General features: G+C 72.1%; 20 protein-coding genes and 1 pseudogene. 9 read left to right on the top strand and 12 right to left on the bottom strand.

Annotated elements, in window-relative coordinates; translation table 11 throughout:
• Nucleotides 1–158 precede the first annotated feature (158 nt).
• The 4 genes from ACIQAC_RS18125 (at nt 159) to ACIQAC_RS18110 (ending at nt 4,869) form a co-directional block, all read left to right on the top strand.
• Entirely contained in the window at nt 159–1,040 is an 882-nt protein-coding gene (locus tag ACIQAC_RS18125; RefSeq protein WP_402192098.1) for an ABC transporter ATP-binding protein, read from the top strand.
• On the top strand, nt 1,037–2,014 hold the full coding sequence (locus ACIQAC_RS18120) for an ABC transporter substrate-binding protein (RefSeq protein WP_402192095.1): 978 nt from the start codon (nt 1,037–1,039) through the stop codon (nt 2,012–2,014). The genes ACIQAC_RS18125 and ACIQAC_RS18120 overlap by 4 nt, the downstream gene beginning before the upstream one ends.
• 4 nt (nt 2,015–2,018) lie before the next feature.
• Nucleotides 2,019–4,082 (top strand): iron ABC transporter permease, encoded by a 2,064-nt coding sequence (locus ACIQAC_RS18115; RefSeq protein ID WP_402192094.1) that lies wholly within the window; start codon nt 2,019–2,021, stop codon nt 4,080–4,082.
• A 121-nt stretch (nt 4,083–4,203) separates the two neighbouring features.
• On the top strand, nt 4,204–4,869 hold the full coding sequence (locus tag ACIQAC_RS18110) for a lysophospholipid acyltransferase family protein (RefSeq protein ID WP_402192091.1): 666 nt from the start codon (nt 4,204–4,206) through the stop codon (nt 4,867–4,869).
• Nucleotides 4,870–4,884: 15 nt separating this feature from the next.
• Here the strand turns inward: ACIQAC_RS18110 and ACIQAC_RS18105 are convergent, their stop codons facing one another.
• Nucleotides 4,885–5,856, bottom strand: a complete 972-nt coding sequence (locus ACIQAC_RS18105) for a substrate-binding domain-containing protein (protein ID WP_402192673.1) — start codon at nt 5,854–5,856, stop codon at nt 4,885–4,887.
• Between ACIQAC_RS18105 and ACIQAC_RS18100 the strand changes: the two genes are divergently transcribed.
• The 3 genes from ACIQAC_RS18100 to ACIQAC_RS18090 are packed head-to-tail and all read left to right on the top strand — an operon-like array spanning nt 5,744 to nt 8,181.
• Complete coding sequence (locus ACIQAC_RS18100; protein WP_402192089.1) at nt 5,744–6,064, top strand: Beta-galactosidase C-terminal domain; 321 nt, start codon at nt 5,744–5,746, stop codon at nt 6,062–6,064. The two genes, ACIQAC_RS18105 and ACIQAC_RS18100, sit on opposite strands and share 113 nt — an antisense overlap.
• 54 nt (nt 6,065–6,118) lie before the next feature.
• Nucleotides 6,119–7,384, top strand: a complete 1,266-nt coding sequence (locus ACIQAC_RS18095; protein ID WP_402192087.1) for a glycosyltransferase family 4 protein — start codon at nt 6,119–6,121, stop codon at nt 7,382–7,384.
• The gene (locus ACIQAC_RS18090) at nt 7,381–8,181 is read left to right on the top strand and encodes a transferase (RefSeq protein WP_402192085.1); all 801 of its coding nucleotides are present in this window, start codon (nt 7,381–7,383) and stop codon (nt 8,179–8,181) included. Before ACIQAC_RS18095 ends, ACIQAC_RS18090 begins: the two co-directional genes overlap by 4 nt.
• Nucleotides 8,182–8,509: 328 nt before the next feature.
• Here ACIQAC_RS18090 and ACIQAC_RS18085 read toward each other — a convergent pair whose 3' ends face one another.
• The 4 genes from ACIQAC_RS18085 to ACIQAC_RS18070 form a co-directional block, all read right to left on the bottom strand.
• The gene (locus ACIQAC_RS18085) at nt 8,510–9,505 is read right to left on the bottom strand and encodes a hypothetical protein (protein ID WP_402192083.1); all 996 of its coding nucleotides are present in this window, start codon (nt 9,503–9,505) and stop codon (nt 8,510–8,512) included.
• Entirely contained in the window at nt 9,502–10,077 is a 576-nt protein-coding gene (locus tag ACIQAC_RS18080) for an RNA polymerase sigma factor (protein WP_402192080.1), read from the bottom strand. Before ACIQAC_RS18080 ends, ACIQAC_RS18085 begins: the two co-directional genes overlap by 4 nt.
• Nucleotides 10,055–10,261 (bottom strand): hypothetical protein, encoded by a 207-nt coding sequence (locus ACIQAC_RS18075; protein ID WP_402192078.1) that lies wholly within the window; start codon nt 10,259–10,261, stop codon nt 10,055–10,057. Before ACIQAC_RS18075 ends, ACIQAC_RS18080 begins: the two co-directional genes overlap by 23 nt.
• 165 nt (nt 10,262–10,426) lie before the next feature.
• Nucleotides 10,427–12,193 (bottom strand): hypothetical protein, encoded by a 1,767-nt coding sequence (locus ACIQAC_RS18070; protein ID WP_402192075.1) that lies wholly within the window; start codon nt 12,191–12,193, stop codon nt 10,427–10,429.
• Nucleotides 12,194–12,339: 146 nt separating this feature from the next.
• On the opposite strand from ACIQAC_RS18070, the gene ACIQAC_RS18065 reads away from it, so the two are divergent.
• Nucleotides 12,340–12,879 (top strand): hypothetical protein, encoded by a 540-nt coding sequence (locus ACIQAC_RS18065; protein ID WP_402192073.1) that lies wholly within the window; start codon nt 12,340–12,342, stop codon nt 12,877–12,879.
• A 104-nt stretch (nt 12,880–12,983) separates the two neighbouring features.
• Here the strand turns inward: ACIQAC_RS18065 and ACIQAC_RS18060 are convergent.
• The 4 genes and pseudogenes from ACIQAC_RS18060 to ACIQAC_RS18045 all read right to left on the bottom strand — a co-directional run.
• Nucleotides 12,984–13,249: pseudogene (locus tag ACIQAC_RS18060) on the bottom strand (alpha/beta fold hydrolase); the annotation flags it as partial.
• A 39-nt stretch (nt 13,250–13,288) separates the two neighbouring features.
• The gene (locus ACIQAC_RS18055; RefSeq protein WP_402192070.1) at nt 13,289–13,585 is read right to left on the bottom strand and encodes a hypothetical protein; all 297 of its coding nucleotides are present in this window, start codon (nt 13,583–13,585) and stop codon (nt 13,289–13,291) included.
• A 95-nt stretch (nt 13,586–13,680) separates the two neighbouring features.
• Nucleotides 13,681–14,472, bottom strand: coding sequence for a hypothetical protein (locus ACIQAC_RS18050; protein WP_402192068.1), 792 nt, complete (start codon nt 14,470–14,472; stop codon nt 13,681–13,683).
• A gap of 191 nt (nt 14,473–14,663) precedes the next feature.
• Nucleotides 14,664–15,302, bottom strand: coding sequence for a class I SAM-dependent methyltransferase (locus ACIQAC_RS18045; RefSeq protein ID WP_402192066.1), 639 nt, complete (start codon nt 15,300–15,302; stop codon nt 14,664–14,666).
• Nucleotides 15,303–15,566: 264 nt separating this feature from the next.
• On the opposite strand from ACIQAC_RS18045, the gene ACIQAC_RS18040 reads away from it, so the two are divergent.
• Nucleotides 15,567–16,733: a S1 family peptidase gene (locus tag ACIQAC_RS18040; RefSeq protein ID WP_402192064.1), complete on the top strand. Its 1,167-nt coding sequence runs from the start codon at nt 15,567–15,569 to the stop codon at nt 16,731–16,733.
• Nucleotides 16,734–16,803: 70 nt separating this feature from the next.
• Here ACIQAC_RS18040 and ACIQAC_RS18035 read toward each other — a convergent pair whose 3' ends face one another.
• From ACIQAC_RS18035 to ACIQAC_RS18025, 3 genes are all read right to left on the bottom strand, one after another.
• Nucleotides 16,804–19,407 carry a PA14 domain-containing protein gene (locus tag ACIQAC_RS18035; RefSeq protein ID WP_402192061.1) on the bottom strand — a complete coding sequence of 868 codons (2,604 nt, stop codon included), beginning with the start codon at nt 19,405–19,407 and terminating at the stop codon, nt 16,804–16,806.
• A gap of 333 nt (nt 19,408–19,740) precedes the next feature.
• On the bottom strand, nt 19,741–20,226 hold the full coding sequence (locus ACIQAC_RS18030) for an SRPBCC domain-containing protein (protein WP_402192059.1): 486 nt from the start codon (nt 20,224–20,226) through the stop codon (nt 19,741–19,743).
• Nucleotides 20,223–20,597, bottom strand: a complete 375-nt coding sequence (locus tag ACIQAC_RS18025; RefSeq protein WP_402192057.1) for an ArsR/SmtB family transcription factor — start codon at nt 20,595–20,597, stop codon at nt 20,223–20,225. The genes ACIQAC_RS18030 and ACIQAC_RS18025 overlap by 4 nt, the downstream gene beginning before the upstream one ends.
• Nucleotides 20,598–20,769 lie beyond the last annotated feature (172 nt).

Raw genomic sequence — 20,769 nt, 5'->3', positions numbered from 1 at the left:
CCTCCGGGGTTCACGCCTGCCGCCCCGGCCAACTCGCCGAATACGTACACCAGTTGGAAATCGGACGGGCGGGAGCGTCCGCGGCGGGGACAGACGCCCTGGTCGGAGCCGCCCCCCACGCGATACGTCCAGAATAAGGTTAGGCTAACCTTCCTCGCGTGAGAACTGGTGAAGAGTCCGCCGGGCGTCCCGGCCTGCGCGGCCACGAGCTGTGTGCCACCGACGTGACGGTGGCCTACGACGGCGTCGACGTCGTGCACGGCGCCGCCGTCACGCTGCGGCCCGGCGAGGTGACCGCCCTGGTCGGTCCGAACGGCAGCGGCAAGTCGACACTGCTGCGCACACTCGCGCGTCTCCAGCGGCCCCGTACGGCCAGCGTCGTCCTCGACGGCGCCACCGACGGGCTGGCGCTGTCGCCCCGCGAGTTCTCCCGCCAGGTCGCGCTGCTCACCCAGGGCCGGCCGACACCCAGCGGGCTCACCGTGCGCGACGTCGTGGAGTTCGGCCGCTACCCCTATCGGGGCCGCTGGGGCGCCGCAGACCCGGGCGGCTCCGCCGCGGTAGCCCGCGCCCTGGAGCTGACCGGGGTCGCGGAGCTGGCCGAGCGCGGCGCCGAGCATCTGTCGGGCGGCCAGCTCCAGCGCGTCTGGCTCGCCGGCTGTCTCGCGCAGGAGACCGGCGTACTGCTCCTCGACGAACCCACCACCTACCTCGACCTGCGCTACCAGGTCGAACTGCTCGACCTGGTCCGCGACCTGGCGGAGGAACACGGCATCGCCGTCGGGGTCGTACTGCACGACCTCGACCAGGCGGCCGCCGTGGCCGACCGGATCGTGCTGCTCAGCGCGGGGCGGATCGTCGCCGACGGGCTGCCCGAGGACGTACTCACCCCGGAGCGCCTGACCGGCACCTACGGCATCCGGATCGAGGTCGACACCGACCCGCTCACCGGCCGGCTGCGCACCCGCGCCCTCGGCCGCCACCACACCCGAACCGACCGTCACCCCAACCGAACCGAAAGGCTCCGTACCACCTCATGAGACGCCACTCCCTCGCCGCGGCCTGTGTCATCGGCGCGCTGTCCCTCACCGCCTGCGGCACCACCGAGCCCGCCGCCACCGAGTCCGAGAAGACCACCGCGGCCATCACGCTCACCGACGGCTCCGGCGCCGAGGTGAAGCTCGACGGCCCCGCGAAGAAGGTCGTCGGCACCGAGTGGAACGTCGTCGAGCACCTGATCACCCTCGGCGTGGACCCGGTCGGCGTGGCCGACGTCAAGGGCTACACCGCCTGGGACAGCGCGGTTCCGCTGAAGAACGGGCCGAAGGACATCGGCACCCGCGGCGAGCCCAGCATGGACACCATCGCCTCGCTCGAGCCCGATCTGATCGTCTCCACCACCGACATGCCGGCCGCCGCGCTCAAGCAGCTGCGCGAGGTCGCCCCGGTCCTGGAGGTGCGCTCCGCCGACTCCGCTGACCAGATCGGGCAGATGACCAAGAACCTCGACCTGATCGCCGAGGCCACCGGCACGACGGACCGGGCAGAGCAGGTCAAGAAGGACTTCGACGCGAAGATCGCCGAGGGAAAGAAGGCGCTGACGGACGCCGGGCTCGACGGGACCGGCATCGCCTTCGCCGACGGCTACGTCGCCTCCAACCAGGTCTCCATCCGCCCCTACACCAGCGGTTCGCTGCTCGGCGCGGTCAACGAGGAGATCGGCCTCAAGAACGCCTGGAAGGTCGAGGGCGACAAGGACTACGGGCTCGGCGCGACCGACGTCGAGGGGCTCACCGAGCTCGGCGCCGACACGCAGTTCGCCTACATAGGCAACAAGGACGACGCCACCAGCAACCCGTTCGGCAAGGAGCTCGCCGACAACTCCGTGTGGAAGTCGCTGCCGTTCGTGAACTCCGGTGACGTGCACCGGCTGCCCGACGGCATCTGGATGTTCGGCGGCCAGGAGTCGATGTCGGCGTACGTCGACGCGCTCGTCGCCGCGCTGACGAAGTAGCACGATGGCGGTCACCGCACCCACGTCCGCCGCCGGTCCGGCAACCCTCGTGTCCCGGGCCGGCCCGGCCGCGGTCACGGCCGCGCTGATGCTCCTGGTCGCGGCGCTGGCCGTCGTCGACATCACCCAGGGCACCGCCGCGGTCGGCCCGGCCGAGGTCCTCAAGGCGCTCACCGGGCGCGCCGACCCGGGCGACGCGTCCGTCGTCGTCGAGTCGCGGCTGCCGCGGATGGCCGCGGGCATCCTCGTGGGCGTCGCCCTGGGCGCGGCCGGCGCGGCGCTCCAGGCCGTGAGCCGCAACGTGCTCGCGGCGCCGGACACCCTCGCGGTCAACGCGGGCTCCTACCTCGCCCTCGGGATCGCCGCGGTCACCGGTGCCTCGCTGCCGCTCCTCGCGTCGTCCGGGCTCGCGTTCGTCGGCGGTCTGGCCGCCGCCGCCGTGGTCCTCGGTCTGTCCGGACTGGGCGCGGGAACGGTCCGGCTGGTCCTCGCGGGCAGCGCGCTCGCCCTCGGTCTGGCCTCCGTCACCGAGGCACTGCTCCTGCTGTTCCCGCAGGAGACCGTGGGCCTCTACGCGTGGAACCAGGGCAGCATCGCGCAGAACGGCTTCGGCGGTGTGGTGCAGATGCTGCCCGTGGTGCTCGTCGGGCTCGTCGGGCTGCTGCTGGTGGCCCGCCGGACGGACGCGCTGGCGCTCGGCGACGACGCCGCCCGCGGGCTCGGCGTCCCGGTGCGGGCCACCCGGATCACGGTGGTCGTGCTGGGCGTCCTGCTCTCCGCCGCGGCCGTGACGCTCGCGGGTCCGATCGGCTTCGTCGGGCTGTGCGCACCGGCGCTGGTGCGCGGGCTCGCCCGCCGGCTGCGGGGGTTCGCCCGGACCCGGACGAGTGTGCCGGTCGCCGGGCTGGCCGGCGCCGCCCTGGTGCTGGGCTCCGACGTGCTGCTGCGCTCCCTCGTCTCGGCGGACACCGCCGTGTCCGTGCCCACCGGTGTCGTCACCAGCTTCGTCGGCGCCCTGTTCCTCGTCGTCATGGCGGCGCGGCTGCGGGACACCGCCGGAGCCGCGGCACCGGACCGGCTGCGCATCCGCAGCCGCGCGGTGTATCTGGCCGTGACGGCGGCGCTCGTGGTGGCCCTGGTCGGAGTGACCGTGGCCGCCGTACTGCTCGGCGACAGCAAACTGCTGCTCGGCGACGTCCTCAACTGGGCACAGGGCAGGGCGGGTCGGACCGTGTCCTTCGTCCTCGACACCCGGATGCCGCGGGTGCTCGCGGCGCTGCTCGCGGGCGCGGCGCTCGCGCTGGCCGGCACCCTGGTGCAGGCGGTGACCCGCAACCCGCTCGCCGAACCGGCGGTGCTCGGTGTCTCCGGCGGTGGCGCGCTCGGCGCGGTGCTCCTGGTGACGACCGTTCCCCTCGTGGGGTCGTGGGGTGTCACGGGCGCCGCGTTCGCGGGTGCCGCCGTCTCGGCTCTCGTCGTCTTCGGACTCACCGCGCGCGACGGCTTCCAGCAGAACCGGCTCGTGCTGGTCGGCATCGGCGTCGCCACCGGCACCACGGCCCTGATCAGCCTGCTCATCGTGCTGACGGACCCGTTCAACGCGACGAAGGCACTGACCTGGCTGTCCGGCTCGACGTACGGCCGCGCCCTGCCGGACGTGCTGCCGCTCGCCGGTGTGCTGCTGGTCGGTGTGGTGGTCGCGGTCGTGCGGCGTACGGAACTGGATCTCGTGTCGCTGGACGAGGACACCCCCCGGCTGCTCGGTCTCGACCTGGCGCGCGGACGCCTCGGCCTCCTCGCCCTGAGCGTGCTGCTCACCGCGACGGCGGTGTCGGCCGCGGGCACGATCGGCTTCGTGGGGCTCGTGGCGCCGCACGCGGCACGCGCGCTGGTGGGCCGCCGGCACGCCCGGGTCGTACCGGTGTCGGTGCTCCTCGGTGCCGTACTCGTGTGCTCCGCCGACCTGTTGGGCCGCACGGTGATCGCACCGGCCCAGCTGGGCGCGGGCCTGATGACGGCGGTCATCGGCACGCCGTACTTCCTGTATCTGCTGGTGCGCAGCAGATGAGCGAGTGAGTACGACCACCCCGTCGTCTGAGTAGCAGCGCTCAGGCCACGGGGGTGGGTCTGCGCGGAGACTGACGGCATCCGACCGGGACCGCCGGTCGTCCCCGTCCGAGGAGGCCCTCGTGCTGAGCCGTGCCGCCGCCGTCCTGGCTCCCGTTCTCGGGCGTCTGACGGTGACCCGTGAAGTGGTGACCGCCGTGCCCCCGGGGACGGTGTTCGCCGCCAACCACGACTCGCTGGCCGACCCCGTGGTCGTCCTTGCCGCGCTGCGCCACCTCGGTGTGGAACCGGCCGTCATGGCGACCGCCGGGCTGTGGCGCCTTCCGCTGCTGCGCGGGGCGTTGACGCACGAGGGACACATCCCCGTGCACCGCCGCTCGGCGCGGGCCGCGGACGCGCTGGACGCGGCGGCGGAGGCCCTCGCCGGCGGGCGGCACGTGCTGATCTACGGCGAGGGCGGGCTGCCGGACCGCCGGGACGTGACGCCCGGTCCGCCGGAGCCGTTCCGTACGGGACTTGCCCGGCTCGTCGCCCTGTCGGGGGCCCTCGTGGTGCCGGTGGGGCATGTCGGCGCCCGCCGGATCGCCTCGGGCTCGCGCGCCAAGCAGCTGGCGGGCGCGGTCAGTTCACCGCTCAGGCGCCCGCACTTCCACGTCCATGTCGGCCCTCCCCTGCGGCTCCCGACCGACGCCGAGCACGCGACTACACTCGCCCACGCCGCGGTGAGCGCCGCCTGGGCCGGCGCGGTCCGGGCGCTGGGCGAGCGGCGGGCGGGGCTGGCACGTTGAGATGCTTCGGGTGCCTCAGCGCGACGCGCCCGCGGGCGGCGGCGCCGTACTGCGCCGCACCACCAGCCGGGTCGGCACCAGCGTCGTGCCCTGTTCCGTCTCGCCCTGGCGCATCTTGCGCAGCACGGCCTGCACACACAGCCTGCCGATCTCGGCGAAGTCCTGGTGGAGGGTGGTCAGCGGCGGGAGGAAGGACATCGCCTCGGGGATGTCGTCGAAACCGATGACGCTGACGTCCTCCGGCACCCGTCGCCCGCTCTCGTGCAGGGCGCGCAACAGGCCCAGCGCCATCTGGTCGTTGGCGGCGAACACGGCGGTGCAGTCCCGTTCGGCGGCGAGCCGCAGGCCGACCCGGTAGCCGGACTCCGCTGTCCAGTCGCCGCGCACCAGCGGGGGCGGGGTGCGGCCCGCCTCGACCAGCGCCGTGCGCCAGGCGTCGGCGCGGCGCTGGGCGGCGAAGGAGCCCTCCGGCCCGCCGAGGTGCCACACGGTGTTGTGGCCCAGGTCGAGCAGATGGCCCACGGCGGCCCGGCTGCCGCCCGCCTGGTCGGTGTCGACGACCGTGTACAGGTCGCCGGCGTCGGAGTCGGCCACCACGACCTGGACGTGCGGCGGGAGTTTGATGGTCGCCGCGTCCAGCAGATGCACCTCCATGATGACGATGACCGCGTCGACCGCGAGTTCCTCAAGACGCGAGAAGGCGCCGCGGACCTCGGCCTGGGTGGGCACGGCGACCGGCAGCAGCGTCACCGCGTAGCCCTCGGCGGCGGCGGACGTGGCGATCGCCTCCAGGGTCCGGACGTTGCCGGTGGTGGAGAGCGGGACGGAGGTCCTGGTCCGGTACCGCACCGGCGCGCAGGCCGGCCGCCCCGCCGTGACGCGTCGCACGACCGGCGGCGGCTCGGCCGCGTACGTGTCGACCCGGCTCGGTGTCGACGGGCTGGTCCCGCTGCTGCCCCGGCTCCTGGAACCGGCCGGGGTGGGCAGTGAGCTGCCGGTGCGTGTGCGCGGCCTGGTGGAGACGGTCGTCCGGCGCTCGCCCGGGGGACGTTTCCTGTTCCTGGTCAACCGCACCGACGAGCCGGTCACGGTACCGGACCTGGCGGGCGAGGTCCTGGTCGGGAACGAGGGCGACCACGGCACGCTCGTCCTGCCGCCGAGGGGGGTGGCGGTGGTCCGCCGCAGCACGGCGTGAATGAAAGACGACCCGAAGGACAACCAGGAGCGTCTTCAAGCTGTCTAGCACCTTATGAAGATCTCTTTTCTCCTCCACAACGCATACGGAATCGGAGGCACGATCACCACCACCTTCAATCTCGCCCAGGCACTCGCCGAGCGGCACTCCGTGGAGATCGTCTCCGTTTTCCGGCACCGGGAGCGTCCGAACTTCGCGCTGGACCCGCGGGTCCGGCTGCGGCCCCTGGTGGATCTGCGGGAGGAGAAGGAGCATCCCCTGCACGGCAGACCGGCCCGGGTCTTCCCGACCGCCGAATACCGGCACCAGCAGTACAGCGAGCTGACCGACCAGCGGATCGGGGAATGCCTGGACGCCCTGGACGCCGACGTGGCCATCGGCACCCGGCCCGGACTGAACGTGCATCTGGCGCTCCAGGCCCCGCCGCACGTGGCCCGGGTCGGGCAGGAGCACCTCACCCTCGACAACCATCCGCCGCGGCTGCGCACCGCCCTGCGCCGGGCGTACCGCCGGCTCGACGCCCTCACCACCGTCACCGAGGCCGATGCGGACGCCTACCGGCGCAAGATGTCCCTGCCCGGAGTCCGCGTCGAGGCCCTCCCCAACAGCGTGCCCGACCCCGTGCTCCCCGTCTCGGACGGCACCGCCAAGATCGTGGTCGCCGCGGGCCGGCTGGTCCCGGTGAAGCGTTTCGACCTGCTGATCGAGGCGTTCGCGCTGGTCGCCGCCGAGCGCCCGGACTGGCGGCTGCGCATCTACGGCAAGGGCGAGGAGCGCGACCGGCTGCGCGCGCTCATCGACGATCTCGGGCTGTGGGACAACGTCCTCCTCATGGGCGCGGCGGCCCCCATGGAGGCGGAGTGGGTCAAGGGCTCGATCGGCGCGGCCGCCTCGAACTTCGAGCCGTTCGGCATGACCCTCGTCGAGGCCATGCGCTGCGGCCTGCCCGTGGTCAGCACCGACTGCCCCTACGGTCCCGGTGAGATCATCCGTGACGGCGCCGACGGCCGGCTGGTCCCCGTCGGTGACCGTGATGCCCTGGCCGCGGCCCTGCTCGACCTGGTCCGCGACGACGAGCGGCGCCGGCGGATGGGCCGTACGGCCGTCGAGAACGCCCGGCGGTTCGCCCCCGGCCCGGTGGTCGCGCAGGCCGAGCGGCTCCTCGGTGACGCCGTCGACGCCCGAAGATCCGGCCGTCCGCTCGACCCGGAGCGGGCCCGGGTGGGCCGGGCCCTCGTCGGCCAGGGCTTCGCCGCGCGCGACGCGGTGTACGCGACGGGCAGCCGCGCGCTGCGCACGATCCGGAAGGGGCGGTCATGAGCGACGGGCACGAGGCGGAGCCCCGCGTCGACTGCACGGTGGACACGGACGGCCGGATCGTCCTGGTGCTGCGGCACCTCACGGCCACGGAGCGACCGCGGGTGCTGCTGCGGCTGCGCCCCAAGAAGGGCGGGCCGGAGACGGACCTCCACCACCTCGACACGGAACCGGGCGCGGACGGCCGGCACACCGCCGTCCTCCCGACGGGGACCGTGCTCACCGAGGGCCGCTGGGACCTCTATCTGCTGCGCGCGCCGGACGGCGAACGGCATCGGCTGCGCCCCGGCCCGCGCGATCTGCGGGCGTTGGTGGACGGACATGTCCGGGACTGGCCGGCACCGGTCGCGGTACGTGTTCCGTACACCACCAAGGACGGTTTCCTGGCCGTACGGAGCTGGCTGCGCACGGCCCACGCGGAGGCGGCCGGCATGACGTTCACCGGCCGTTCAGCGACGGTCCGGGCACGTCTGCACGGCGTGACGGCGGACGAACGGGCCACGGTTCGGCTGCGGTTGCGCGGCACGGACGTGGTGCGGACGCTGCCGGTGGAGGTCGACGCCGACGGGCGGGACTTCCGGTTCACCGCCGCCTACGGGGAGTTGACGGCCGGGGTGTGGGACGTGTCCGTGCGGCCCACCGACGACGTGCCGCCGGTCCGGATCGCCCGGCTGCTCGACGACGTGGCGGACCGCAAGGAGGTCTTCGTCTACCCGGAGGCCGTTGTCGACGGCTGCGCGGTGCGCCCGTACTACACCGTCGACAACGACCTCTCGCTCTCCGTGACTGCCCGCGGCTGAGCACGCGGCCGGCCGTCACGGTGTGAACCACGGGTACTCCGGCGTGTCCGGACCCCAGGTGCCGGGACGGCCGCGCTCGCCCTTCGTGACGAACACACCCGGCTCGGAGGCGGTGACGCTGCGGCGACCACCGTCCCCACGAGCCGCCGTCCGCGTGACCGTCTTCGCCGCACTGCTTACCGCATGGACAGCCGTCCTTTCCGAGTCGCCGCATGGTGAGGACTCCGCCCGCACAGAAGGCGGCATGTGCATGACGGATCCTGGGCATCCCGGGTGAACGCGGGTGAATCAGCCGTGGGCGTTCAGGAGAAGGGGGTGGTCAACCGCGTCAGGCCTCGGCGTGGAGAACGGTGTCGGACGGCTCGGCCGCGACGATGAGCACACCCCGCTCCTCGCTGGACGGCAGCGAGGCCCGCCGGACGAGGGACTCCCACTCCCCCGGCCACACGGTCGTGGCGTCCCACAGAATTCCCTCCAGCAGGACACCGTCCAGCTTGGCGCCGCTCAGGTCCGCTCCGACGAAGTCGCTGCTGGCCCGCTCGACTTCGGTCACCGCCCTGGCCACGACGTCGGCCAGCTCGCAGGCCTGCGTCAGATCGTCGAGCAGGTCCTGCGCGACGGCCTCGATGCCGAACAGGTAGACGGGAGCGGAGGTCTTGAGCGCGGCGATCGCCGGCCCCAGTTCCTCGTCGAGCAGTTGCTGGACGAGGTGGAGGCTGTGCAGCAGCCGCTCGGCCGGCTCCGCGAGCACCGCCTCGACGGCCACGAGGTAGTCGAGGCCGGTGAGAGTGACCGGGGCGCGTTGTGGCTTGGGCAGCCGGGACATCTCCCGCAGCAGTTCCCTGATCTGCTCCACGATCGGATCCGCCCCGGTGTTCGGCTGCGTACTGTCCTCCAGGAAGTCGCTCAGGTCCCCCACCAGACCAACGGCGGCCCGCATACTGCGGGCCAGATCGGCGGGCCAGTAGCGCTGCGCGAGCCGCAGCGCCTCCTGCCGGTACTTGACGCGCACCGGGGACGGCCGGTCGAAGAGCGGGCCCCGCTCGGCCAGTCGTGCTTCGAGCGCGAGGTCCCGCTGGGCGAGGGCCGTGCGTGCCTCGCGGGAGCGGCGGCCGGTGACCGCGGCGCCGACGGAACGGTGCGTCGCCGCCAGGAGCCGGTCGAGGGCCAGGTCCGGGGGGCGCAGTTCGGGAGGCCCGCCCTGTGCGTTGAGGCGGTCGGTGGCGGCGACGCCCAGCTGCTCGTGGGCTCGGGCCAGCAGGCTTTCCAGGACCTCCTCGACGCCGCGCTCCCCCCTGGACGTACGCGGATCGCGGTCGGTCATGTCGCCCTCCTCACGTCGTGGGTACGGCCTTCCAGTCCCAGGCCCTCCTTCAGCGCCGCTCTGGCCCGGGTCAGGTTCTGGCGCACGGCCACCTGTGTGGTGCCCATGGCGCGGGCGCTCTCCTCGGTGGTGAAACCGTCGAGGTGCCAGGCCATCGCGGCACGCTGTTTGGCGGGCAGCTGGAGCAGCAGGGACACGACCCGGCGCTCCTCCTCCCCCAGCTCGGCCGCGTGGGCCGGGGTCTGCCAGCGCAGATCGGTGTGCGCGTCGGGCATCTCGGCGCAGGCGTCCTCCGGTTTGACCTTCTGCCGCACCCAGGAACGCCAGGCGACCCTGCGCAGCCACGCCCGGGGATGCGTCAGCGACAGACCGGGCGCGCACATCTGGGTGAAGGCGTCCTGCGCGGCGTCCTGCGCCTCCGCCCAGGACGCGCCGTTCAGGAGGAGGAAGCGGACGAGCGCCGGATACTGCTCGTTGTGCAGCGCCTCGGCGAGTTCGATGCCGGGCAGCGGGGCCGTACTGGTCTCGATGTGCTCGACGAGCCCGAGGTCAGTACCGAGTGCGTCCTCCATCGCGCCCACCCCCGTCCAGCTCGGCCGGGACCGGGCGGGCGCAGCGGATCCGGGCCGTCTGCGCGGCCTCGCTGATCCGCGCTATCTCGACGTCGGCCGCCGAACGCCGTTGGGCGATCTTCACCACGCCGTTGACGACGCTGATGACCACGGTCACCGCCGCGCCGACGATCACAGGATCCATGCCGCACTTTCCCTTCCGGATGGCTTGCCCGGGCACCGCCCGCGCCTCGTACGCACCACAACAGTGCTGATTTCACCGGCAGTTGTGACATCTGCCTGGTCACAGGGGCGTCAGCCCACACGAGGTGCGGAAGCGGCCACCCTCCGGAACGGCGGCCGCGGGCGGTCAGCCGCCGGACCCGCAGCAGTGGTCCGTGCCCGTCGCGGACGGGTTCGCGGCCGTCTCCATAGCGGTCGTCTCCTTCATGGTCGTGTCCTTCACGGCCGTGTCCTCGGCCGTGTCCTTCGTGGTCGTGTCCAGGCGGCAGAAGCAGGACGCCTCGATCGGTACGTCCGCGAGGGCGGTGGCCATCCTCAGCTGCTGGGCGACGATCCCGGCCTCGCCCGTCCTGCCGAGCCGGAGCAGGCACTCGTGGAAGCCGTGCAGGGACCAGACGTTGCCGGGGTGCTGGCACGCGCGCGGGAGGGTGGCGTCGAGGCCGAGGTCGGCCCGGTAGACGGCCTCGGCGTCGGCGACGCGGCCCTGCTCCAGGAGAAGCGCGCCGTACGCGTGCCGGGTGGGCTGCATCCAGCCCCACGGCTCGTCGTACGGCAGGTTGTCGTCCAGCTCGATCGACCGCTCCAGGGCGGCGAACGCGGCGTCGAAGTCCCCCTTGCGGTACTCCAGTTCGCCGTCGAGCATCGCCGAGGCGACGGCGAGGATGTCGGCGCAGGTGTTGTTGAAGAGCATGCGCGTGTCCTGGACGCGATCGACCGCCGCCCGGAACAGCGCGCGTTCCTCCTCGGCCTCGGCGATCCGGCCGGTCGCGGAGAGGGCGACACCGCGCGCGTAGTGCAGCATCGCCGTGGTCGTGCTGTACAGCTCCCGGTCGGCGGGGAGCGGCAGCGCCAGGACGTCGGCCCAGCGGCCGAACCGGATCAGCACGTGCACCCGCATGGCGAGGAACGGTTCGAGCCAGTCCGCCATGGGCGGGCTCTGCACCCGCAGCAGATCCTCGGGCACGGCCGCTTCGAGCTGCGCGGCCGTCTCCAGGGCGACCTCGGACTGGCCGAGGAACATCGCGCCGTAGATCTTGAAGTGGAGGTTGTGGCAGCGGTACAGGGTGTAGAAGTTCATCGGTCCGGAGCGGGCGTGGAACTTCTCGTCGGCGACGATCGCCGCGCTGTTGTCGGACACGACCCGCCGGTAGTCGCCGCACAGCACGTCCAGGTGCGAGGGCATGTGCTGGAGGTGGCCGGCGTCGGGCACCAGACCGCGCAGCCGGTCGGCGACGGGCAGGGCGGTCTCGGGGGCCGGGGACATCTCCATGAGGTGGATGTACAGGTGCAGCACACCCGGGTGGTCCCGCCCGCCCGGCGTACCGAGCGCCCGGTCGAGCACGGCCCTGGCCTCGACGGTACGGGCGCCCTCGGCGGGTTCGCCGGTGCGCAGGTCCCACAGCTGCCAGGGGGTGAGGTTCATCAGCGCGTCGGCGTAGAGGGTGGCGACGTCGAGGTCGTCCGGCGCGACCTCGTAAGCGGCGCGCATGCTCTCGGCGTAGGGGGCGTTCCAGACCGAGCAGTCCTCGACGGGGCTCGCCTGCGGATAGCGGGCGCGCAACGCGCCGATCAGCGCCCGCTCGGCCGGTGTCGCGTCCGCCGCCCTCTCGTGGGCACGCTCGACCGCCGCGTGGGTCCGCTCGACGGTACGGACCAGGTCCTCGCCGTCGAAGAACTCCCAGGGCTTGTTGTAGTTGGGGCCGAGCGCGTAGGCGATCCCCCAGTGGGCCATGGCGCAGTCGGGGTCCGCCGCGACGGCCTCCTCGAAGCAGCGGACGGCCTCCTCGTGGTGGAAGGCGTACGTCCACACCAGCCCGCGGTCGAACCAGAGTTGGGCCTCGGCCGACGAGGTCGTCACCGGACGGGCGTGGGTGCCGAGATCGTAGTAGTCCATGGGTGCCTCCGAACCGTGCGGCCGCGGACCGGACCCGGGCACCCCGACGGTGCGCCGCGCCGGGCTTCGGCACCCAGCGTAGTGGTGATGTCACCCGGCGGGCAGCGCGCCGGGAGGCGCCGCGCGGGCTGTGCCAGACTTCCGGCATGACCACCCTGGCCCAGCTGCGCAAGGCCGCGCTCGCCCTCCCGGAGGTCGAGGAGGGGACCCATTTCGGCATGGTCGCCTTCTCCGTGCGGGGCAGGGGGTTCGCCTCCGTGACCAGGGAGGGGGCGGTGCGGCTCCAGCTCGCGGACGCGGACGCCGAGGCCGCGGTGGCCGCGCACCCGGGCGGGGAGCGCCTTGTGCGGATGGGCACCCCGATCGGCTTCCGGGTGCCGCTCGCGGACATCAACGGCAAGGACCTCAACGCCCTGGTGCGGGCGGCCTGGTCGCACCGCGCGCCGAAGCGCCTCGCGGCCGCGCTCGCCGCGGCGGAGGCCGGTGCCGACGCGCCCGGGCGCGAGTTGCCGGCCGCCATCGGCCGGCCCGCCACCCAGGCCCTGCTCGGCGCCGGCATCAACACCCTGGAGATGGTCGCCGCGCACACCGCGGCCGAGCTGCTCGCCCTGCACGGGGTCGGCCCCAAGGCCGTCCGCATCCTGACGGAGACGCTGGAGCAGCGGGGGCTGCGGATGCGGGACTGACGGTCCGGGCCCGACCAGCCCGGATCGGATCGGCACGAATCGGATCGACACGGCCCGGATCAGATCAGATCAGATCAGATCAGATCGGGGAATCGTCAGCCGAGCTAGGGCTCTCGGGTGGTGTGGGTCGCGGTGAAGGCCAGGAGAAGTGCGGCGGTCCGCGACGGATCCTCCAGGACGGGTGTGTGTCCGGCGCCGGGGAGCCAGTCGACCCGTGCGCCCGGGACAACGCGGTAGTCGGCCGCGGACGAGGGACGCCATCTGCGGTCCTGGTCACCGAAGATCACCTGCAACGGCCGGCCGAGGGCCGTCAGCCGGCTCGGAAGGTCTGCTCCTCCAGATAGGCGATCGACGCCTGCATCGCCGCGGATGACAGGCAGCTCGGGTGTCGGCCCGGGGCGAGTGGTGGTCAAGGCGTGTCGCCGGAGTAGTAGAGGCGGCAGCTGACGCCGGGGCCGGGCGCGCGGGATTCGTCGGGGTCCGGGTCGTACAGGGCGCGGCCTCCGGGGAACCGCCCCAGCTCGGTGGGCAGGGCGACGCCGTCGTCGACTTCCTCGCTCCGCCACCCGTGGATGTCCATCAGCAGACCGTCGAGCGGTCCGCCGACCAGTTCGGCGTAGGTACGGTGCGGGAGCGGGCCGGGGTGGGGGTCGTCATGGTCGGCACCGTAGACGCGACCGTTCAGCAGTTGCTCATCTCCGTTCATCCGATCAGCTTCGCAGCCGCCACCGACACCGCGGGTCGGTGGCGGCTGCCCGTGAGGCATCGCAGGACGCCTGACCTGATCGGCGACGAGAGCAATCAGGTCTTCGGGGTGGGCTGGACGGCGTAGCTGTCGACGAGGGAGAAGGCGGCCACGTAGCGGTGCGCGGTGAAGGCGGAGCGGCTCACCGCGTCGGTCGACAGAGGGCGCCAGGTGAGGTAAGCGGTTCCGTCGCGCGTGGCCTTCACTGGCATGCCGTCCGTCTGGATGTCGCCAGTCTCTACGTGGGGTGTGCACGGAAGCTCCGCCACCGCCACACTCAGCCGGACGCCGAGCCCGCCGTGCGGAAGGACGCGCTTCTGCGTGACCGGACCGTACGTCGTGGACAGGCAGATCGGCTGCGAACCCGGGGGTTCGGTGCTTCCCTGCCGCGACGCTGCCGGGGACGGGTCACCGCCGGCCTGGCTCATCCAGGTCGCCATCCCGGTCAACGTGTTCGGCAACGAACCCGAGCCCGTCCACTCCTGCCTGGCCAGCACGGCGTCGAGTTGGTGGAGGCGCGTACGGATGTTCCCGTCGAACGCGAGGTAGAGGACGCTGCTGCGGACGCAGTTGATCGGTGCCCAGTGCGGCGGCCCGAAGAACGGGTTCCGGTCCTCTGTCTGACAGGAGTCCGCCACCGATGTGCCGAGCGGAACGGCCCAGGACAGCGCCGACGTCAGGTTCGTCAGACGCGTGGAACTCTTCCGTGCCGCGGCCTCGCCGGCGGTCCGGGTGGCTGCGGAGTGCGCGAAGGCGCCTACGTCGGGCGGGTCCGACGTGCGTTCGATGTGCCAGAACGCGCTGAGCACCAACGCGCCCACCACGCCGACCGCGACCAGCACGCTCATGACGCATCCGCGTGCAAGCACCCCCGCCGAACTGCCGCCCCCCGCTGGATGATCCATGTCTGCATGGTCGCGAACCGAGACCAGATCCGGGACAACGGACCGATCTCCTTACGGTATCGACAACCGGAACGGTCCACGCCCCCCACTCAACCCGCTCAACCCGCTCAACCGGCCCAGCCCACTCAGCCTACTCAGCCCGCTCGCCGAAGCCTCCAGACGTTGTCGTCCCGATGACCCTGCTGTCCCTCGGGACCCGCGCTCGCCCGGCGGGCCGTCTCCCGTGTCTCCACCGTCCACTCCCCCGCCGGCAGCGCGAGGCCGTCCAACACGCTGTCCAGTGTGGGGAATTCGACGCCGGCGAAGGGCGGTTCCGTCTGCCAGGACGGCCAGCCCGCGTGCATCACGAGCAGCAGTGTGCCGCCGGGGGCGACCGCGGCGGCGGCGCTGCGCAGGACCGCGTCCTGGTCCAGCTTCACCGGCGACTGGAGGTAGTGCGCGCTCACCAGGTCGAAGGTGCCCTCGGGAAAGGCCACGCCCAGTTCGTGGCGCTCGAAGGAGACGCGGTCGCCGACGCCGGCCTCGTCGGCATGCAGGGCCGCCCGTTCGAGAGCCGTGGCGGAGATGTCGGTGCCGGTGACACGCCAGCCGCGCGACGCGAGCCACACCAGGTCGCCGCCCTCGCCGCAGCCGAGGTCGAGAGCGGTTCCGGGGGTCAGCTCCGAGGCCTCCCGGACCAGTAGTTCGTTCGGCTTCCCGCTCCACACACGCCCGTTGTCGCGGTAGCGGGCCTCCCAGAACTCGGTGGGTTCGGTCACGGGCATCTCGGTCATGGCGCCTCCAGGTGAGAACGGACAGTCGGTACGGAGGCGGCGACCGCCCCTCGCGAACCAGCCTGCGCCACCACGCGGTCGACCCGCAAAGATCCTTGCCGTTTCAGCAAGAGGCCCATCCGGCACCCCTTCCGAATTCCCTTTGCACTTGGCATGGACCTGCCCGCCAACCCTGGATACGCTCACCTCGCTCTCCGATGAGAGCGCTCTCAAACAGCGGTTGTTCCACCCCCACCTCTGCTGGAACGACGAAGGGCAACGTCCATGAGACGTACCGGACTCAAGCACACCGGCCTCGCCATCCTGATGGTCCTCGGCACCTGGACCGCCTCGGGCATCGCGCCGGCCGCGGCGCACGAATCCCCCGCCGCGGACCCCACCGACAGCGCCCCGGCCTCGGCCGGAATGCTGGCGGCCCTGCAACGCGACCTCGGCCTGTCGAAGGCCGGGGCGACCCAGCGGCTGGCGGCCGAACGCGCCGCCACCGCCCTCGCACCCGAGGCACGCCGGGCCGCCGGGGCCGCGTACGGCGGCTCGTGGTTCGACGCCGGCAGCGCACGGCTGACCGTGGCCGTCACCGCGGACGCCTCCTCCACGACCGTCGAGGCGGTCCGCGCCACGGGCGCCCGCGTCCGGACGGTCGAGCACAGCGAACACGCACTCGACGCCGCCAAGGCCCGCATCGACCGGCTCCCGGCGCCGTCCGGCGTCAGCAGCTGGCACGTCGACCCGGCGGGCAGCACGGTGGTCGTGAACGTCGTACGGTCCGAGCGTTCGGACAACGATGTCCAGCGGTTCCTGTCCCGCGCCCGCGAGGCCGGCCCGGTCACCGTCAGGACCGTGGACACGGCCCCGCGGACCTTCGCGGCGGGCACCGTCGGCGGCGACCCCTACTACACGGGCAACGTCCGCTGTTCCATCGGCTTCTCGGTGCACGGCGGCTTTGTGACCGCCGGACACTGCGGACAGGCCGGCGCCGGTGTCCGCGGCTGGGACGGCTCGTACATCGGCAACTTCCAGGGCTCGTCGTTCCCCGGCAACGACTACGCCTGGGTCAACGTGGGCAGCGGCTGGTGGACCGTACCGGTCGTGCTCGGCTGGGGCACCATCCCGGACCAGCTCGTGCGCGGTTCGGCGGAGGCCCCGATCGGCTCCTCGATCTGCCGCTCCGGCTCCACCACCCACTGGCGCTGCGGCAACGTCCTCGCGAAGAACGAGACGGTCAACTACGCCCAGGGCGCGGTGCACCAGATGACCAAGACCAGCGTCTGCGCCGAGGGCGGCGACTCGGGCGGCTCGTTCCTCAGCGGTGACCAGGCCCAGGGCGTGACGTCCGGCGGCTGGGGCAACTGCTCCTCGGGCGGCGAGACCTGGTACCAGCCGGTCAACGAGATCCTCCAGCGGTACGGCCTGACCCTCCACACCGCCTGACCGACCCGGCCCCTGTACGGAGAAGAGGGTTCCGCCCGGCGGCGGAACCCTCTTCTTCACACGGTCACCGTCACACGCAACCCTCCGGTGCCGCCCGCGACATGTCGGCGATCAGCTGCTCGTGCGCCGCCCTCAGCCGCGCCACGTCCGGTTTGACGACGGCCCGGTCGTAGGTGAGCAGACCGTTCAACTCACCCTCCACGTCCGTGATCTGGGTGTAGACCGCGGCGTTGCCGCCCCGGCAGCCGAGCGCGCGCACCTCGTCCAGCTTGGTGAGGTAGTCGTCGGTGTAGGTGGCGGGGTCGACGTCGACGTACGACTGCTGAACCGACCACGCGTGACCGGGCACCGCGAGGCCGAGGCCGCCGTACTCGCCGGTGACCAGGGCCCGTTCGCCGTCCGGACGGGGTGGCAGGGCCGGGCTCGGATAGCCGTGCTCGTCCATGATGTCCCCGGCGTCGCCGTCGGCCCCGAGGTTCAGCCCCGACTGGTTGTTGACGAGCCGGGTCGGGTCCCAGGCCTTGGCCTGCTCGGCGACGCGTCCGACGTCGTACTGCCCCCAGCCCTCGTTGAAGGTGACCCACATGATCACCGACGGGCTGCTGATGTGCTCGTCGATCATCTGTTTCATCTCGCGCTCGTAGCGGGCGCGGGACTCGGCGTCCGGGTTCACGCCCGCGGTCATCGCCGGCATGTCCTGCCACACCAGCAGTCCGAGCCGGTCGGCCCAGTAGAACCAGCGGTCGGGTTCGACCTTGATGTGTTTGCGGACCGAGTTGAAGCCCATCTCCTTGTGCATCCGCAGGTCGTACGCGAGGGCCTCGTCGCTGGGCGCGGTGTGCAGCCCGTCGGGCCAGAAGCCCTGGTCGAGGGTGGCCATCAGATACGTCGGCTCGCCGTTGAGCAGGGTGCGCGGCACGCCGCCCACCTTCTCGACGGAGACGGACCGCATGCCGAAGTAGCTCTCGACACGGTCCTTGCCGACGGTGACCTCGAGGTCGTGGAGGAAGGGGTCGTCGGGCGACCAGAGGCGGGGGTCGTGGATCCTCAGGGTGAGCGGTTCGCCGGTGCGTCCGGTGGCCGAGGCGACCTTTCGGCGTCCCTCGTAGGCCGTCGCGGTGATCCGCAACCCGTCGCGCACACCCTGCGGTTCGACGGTGAGGGTGCTCGCGTCGACGTCCGGCGTCAGCTTGAGTCCTTCGACGTGGTCGGCTGCCACCGGTTCCATCCACACCGTCTGCCAGATGCCGGACGACGGGGTGTACCAGATGCCGCTGGGGTCGAGTCGCTGCTTGCCGACGGGCGGGTTCTCGCCGTTCGCCGCGTCCGTCGGGTCGTAGACGCCGACGATCAGCTCCTGGGTGCGGCCCGGCTTCAGCGCGTCGGTGACATCGGCGGAGAACTTGTCGTAACCGCCTTCGTGCGCCGCGACTCTGGTGCCGTTGACATACACCTCGGCCCGCCAGTCCACGGCCCCGAAGTTCAGCTTCAGCCGCTTCCCGGAGCCGATGTCCCAGTCGCGCGGGACGGTGAAGGTACGGCGATACCACATGCGGTCCTCGTGCCGCTGGACCCCGGACAGCTGCGACTCGACCGGGTACGGCACAATGATCTGCTCGCCCAACTGCCGCCCGAACGGGGGCTGTTCACCCTCCTCGGCGGCGGCGAACTGCCAGGTCCCGTTGAGGTTGCGCCAGTTGTCGCGGGTGAGCTGGGGCCGCGGGTACTCGCGGTGGGCGTTCGCGGGCGTGACGTCCTCCCCCCAGCTCGTGATCAGCTCGTGGGTGGAGTGGTTGGGCCCGCTGCTCCAGAAGGCGTTGACAACGTTGCCGTCATCGCCCGCGAGGCCACCCTCACCGTCGTAGCGGATGTCGGCGAGGCCCGGCGCGGTCCCGGTCTTGTTGCCTACGACAGGTTCGTCGAGGGCAACGAGCAGGGCCCGTGGGTTGTCCGGGTCGAGCCGTACCTCGCCCAACGGCCAGGCGGCGCCGCCGATCACGGCGTCCAGGTGTCCGGCGAGTCCGGCAGGCGGCGCGGCGAGCCGCTGCGCGAAGTCGAGCCGCAGCGAGCGGCCGTCACCGAGGACGGTGGCGGCGAGGGCGCCGTCGTAGGCGTACCCCTCGGGCAGCCGGAACGCCGAGCGGGGCACGGCGGTCTTGGTGGCGCCGGGCGGGGTCCAGCGCAGACGCAGGTTGGAGCCTCCGTAGTGCTCGAAGTACTCGACCTTGATGTCGTAGGCGCGGCCGGCCGTCAACTCGACGGACTGGCTGGTCTGTTCGCGGTCCCAGTCGTCGACCCAGTGGTCGATGACGAGCCGGTTGTCGACCCAGAGCCGGAAGCCGTTGTCCCCGATGACCGAGAAGGTGGTCGGCCCGGTGACCTCGGGCACGATCCGGCCGGTCCAGCGGACGCTGACGTCGTCGGCGCGGCCGGTGGCCGAGCGGAGTCTGGGCTCCAGGTTGTCGAAGTCGATCTGTGGGTCGAACGCGGTGGCCTTCAGTTCCGCGAAGTCGAAGGCGCCGGGCGCCGACTGGGTGAAGTACTCGCCCTTGAGCCCGTGGACTTCGACGGGTTCGTCGGCGGCGGAGGCGGCCGGGACGGCGGCCAGTCCCGCGGTGGCGAGTACGAGGGCCAGGAGCAGGGCGAGATGGACTCTGAACTGTGTGGTGCGCACGGATCCCCCTTGGGAGAGGAAGGATGGCGGCTCGTTCGTGTTCAGGTGCACCAACGCCGGCTTGGGCACCAACTGTGCTCTCGGGTCACAGCAGTTCGCATCACAGCATGGGGTCGGGCGGGTGTCCAGGGTGGCCGCACCGGATTCTGGGAGCGCTCTCAGAACGTGGCCCGATCAAGCCAAAGGGGCTGTTCGGGATCACGAACACGGCGGAGCCGCCGCCTTCTTGACGGGGAAGGCGGCGGCTCGGGTGGGCCCCTTCGCGGGCCCGGCCGGGACGGTACGGTCCGGGGCGGCCGGGAGTGCTTCGGCCAGCCGGGTCGGACGGAGCGGCTACGCGGCGAGCAGGGCGTCGATCTGGCCGACCGCCGCGCCGAGGCCCTCGTCCATGCCCATGCCGATGAGCTGCTCCATCTGCTCCCTGGTGTCGAAGAGCGAGCGCAGCTCCATCCGGGTGCCGCCGGGCTGCTCCACGAGCCGCACACTGACGGCCATGGTGGGCAGTTCGTCGTTCGGTGTGCCGTCCGGGTGCGCGAAGCCGTCGGTGAACTCCAGGGACGTGGGCGCGTCGACGGAGGTGATCCGCCACCAGCCGCGGTGCTTGTCGCCCTCGGGGCCGGTCATGAAGTAGGCGACGTCACCGCCGGGGGTCAGGTCGTGCGTCTCCACGGTCGCCGGGTAGGTCGGCGGCCCCCACCACCGCTCCAGCCGGCGCGGGTCGGCCCACAGCTCCCAGACCTTCTCCACCGGGGCGGCGAACTCGGCGGTCAGGGTGAGGGTCAGGGTGTCGAGATCCTTGTCGATGCTCTTGACGGTCATCGGTCTTGCCCTTCCAGGGGGTTGGTGTCCGCCGGGCCGAGATCCTCGGCCAGCAGATCGGACATCTGGTCCACCCGCCGGCGCCAGAGCGCCTCGAGTTCGTCCAGTGCCTGCCGTGCGCGTTCCACGGCTTGTGGGTCGGTGCGCACGAGTTGCTCCCGTCCGCTGCGCTGCTTGGCGACGAGACCGGCCCGCTCCAGCACCGCCACGTGCTTCTGCACCGCGGCGAAGCTCATCGGATAGGCCGTCGCCAGCCGCGACACCGACAGCTCGGCGCCGACGCAACGCCGGAGGATGTCCCGGCGTGTGGTGTCGGCGAGCGCGTGGAACAGGCGGTCCATCGCCTCGTCGGTCCACTGATGTACAACCATTTGGTTGTAGGTTAGGCCGGAGAAGGGTGGCCTGTAAAGGGCGGGCCGTCGCACAGCAGGGTCGGGCCGCGCCACCACGGCGGCCTGTCGCGTGTGCCCCATATGCTTGCACACGACGTCATACGTCGAGCGATTCAATCTCCGCTTGCATTTATCCCGCGCATGCAACTAT

It is taken from the genome of Streptomyces sp. NPDC088387, from assembly GCF_044753385.1.
Classification (GTDB): Bacteria; Actinomycetota; Actinomycetes; order Streptomycetales; family Streptomycetaceae; genus Streptomyces.
Note: the sequence above shows the minus strand (reverse complement) of the source record. Positions and strands in the feature narration are given on the sequence as shown.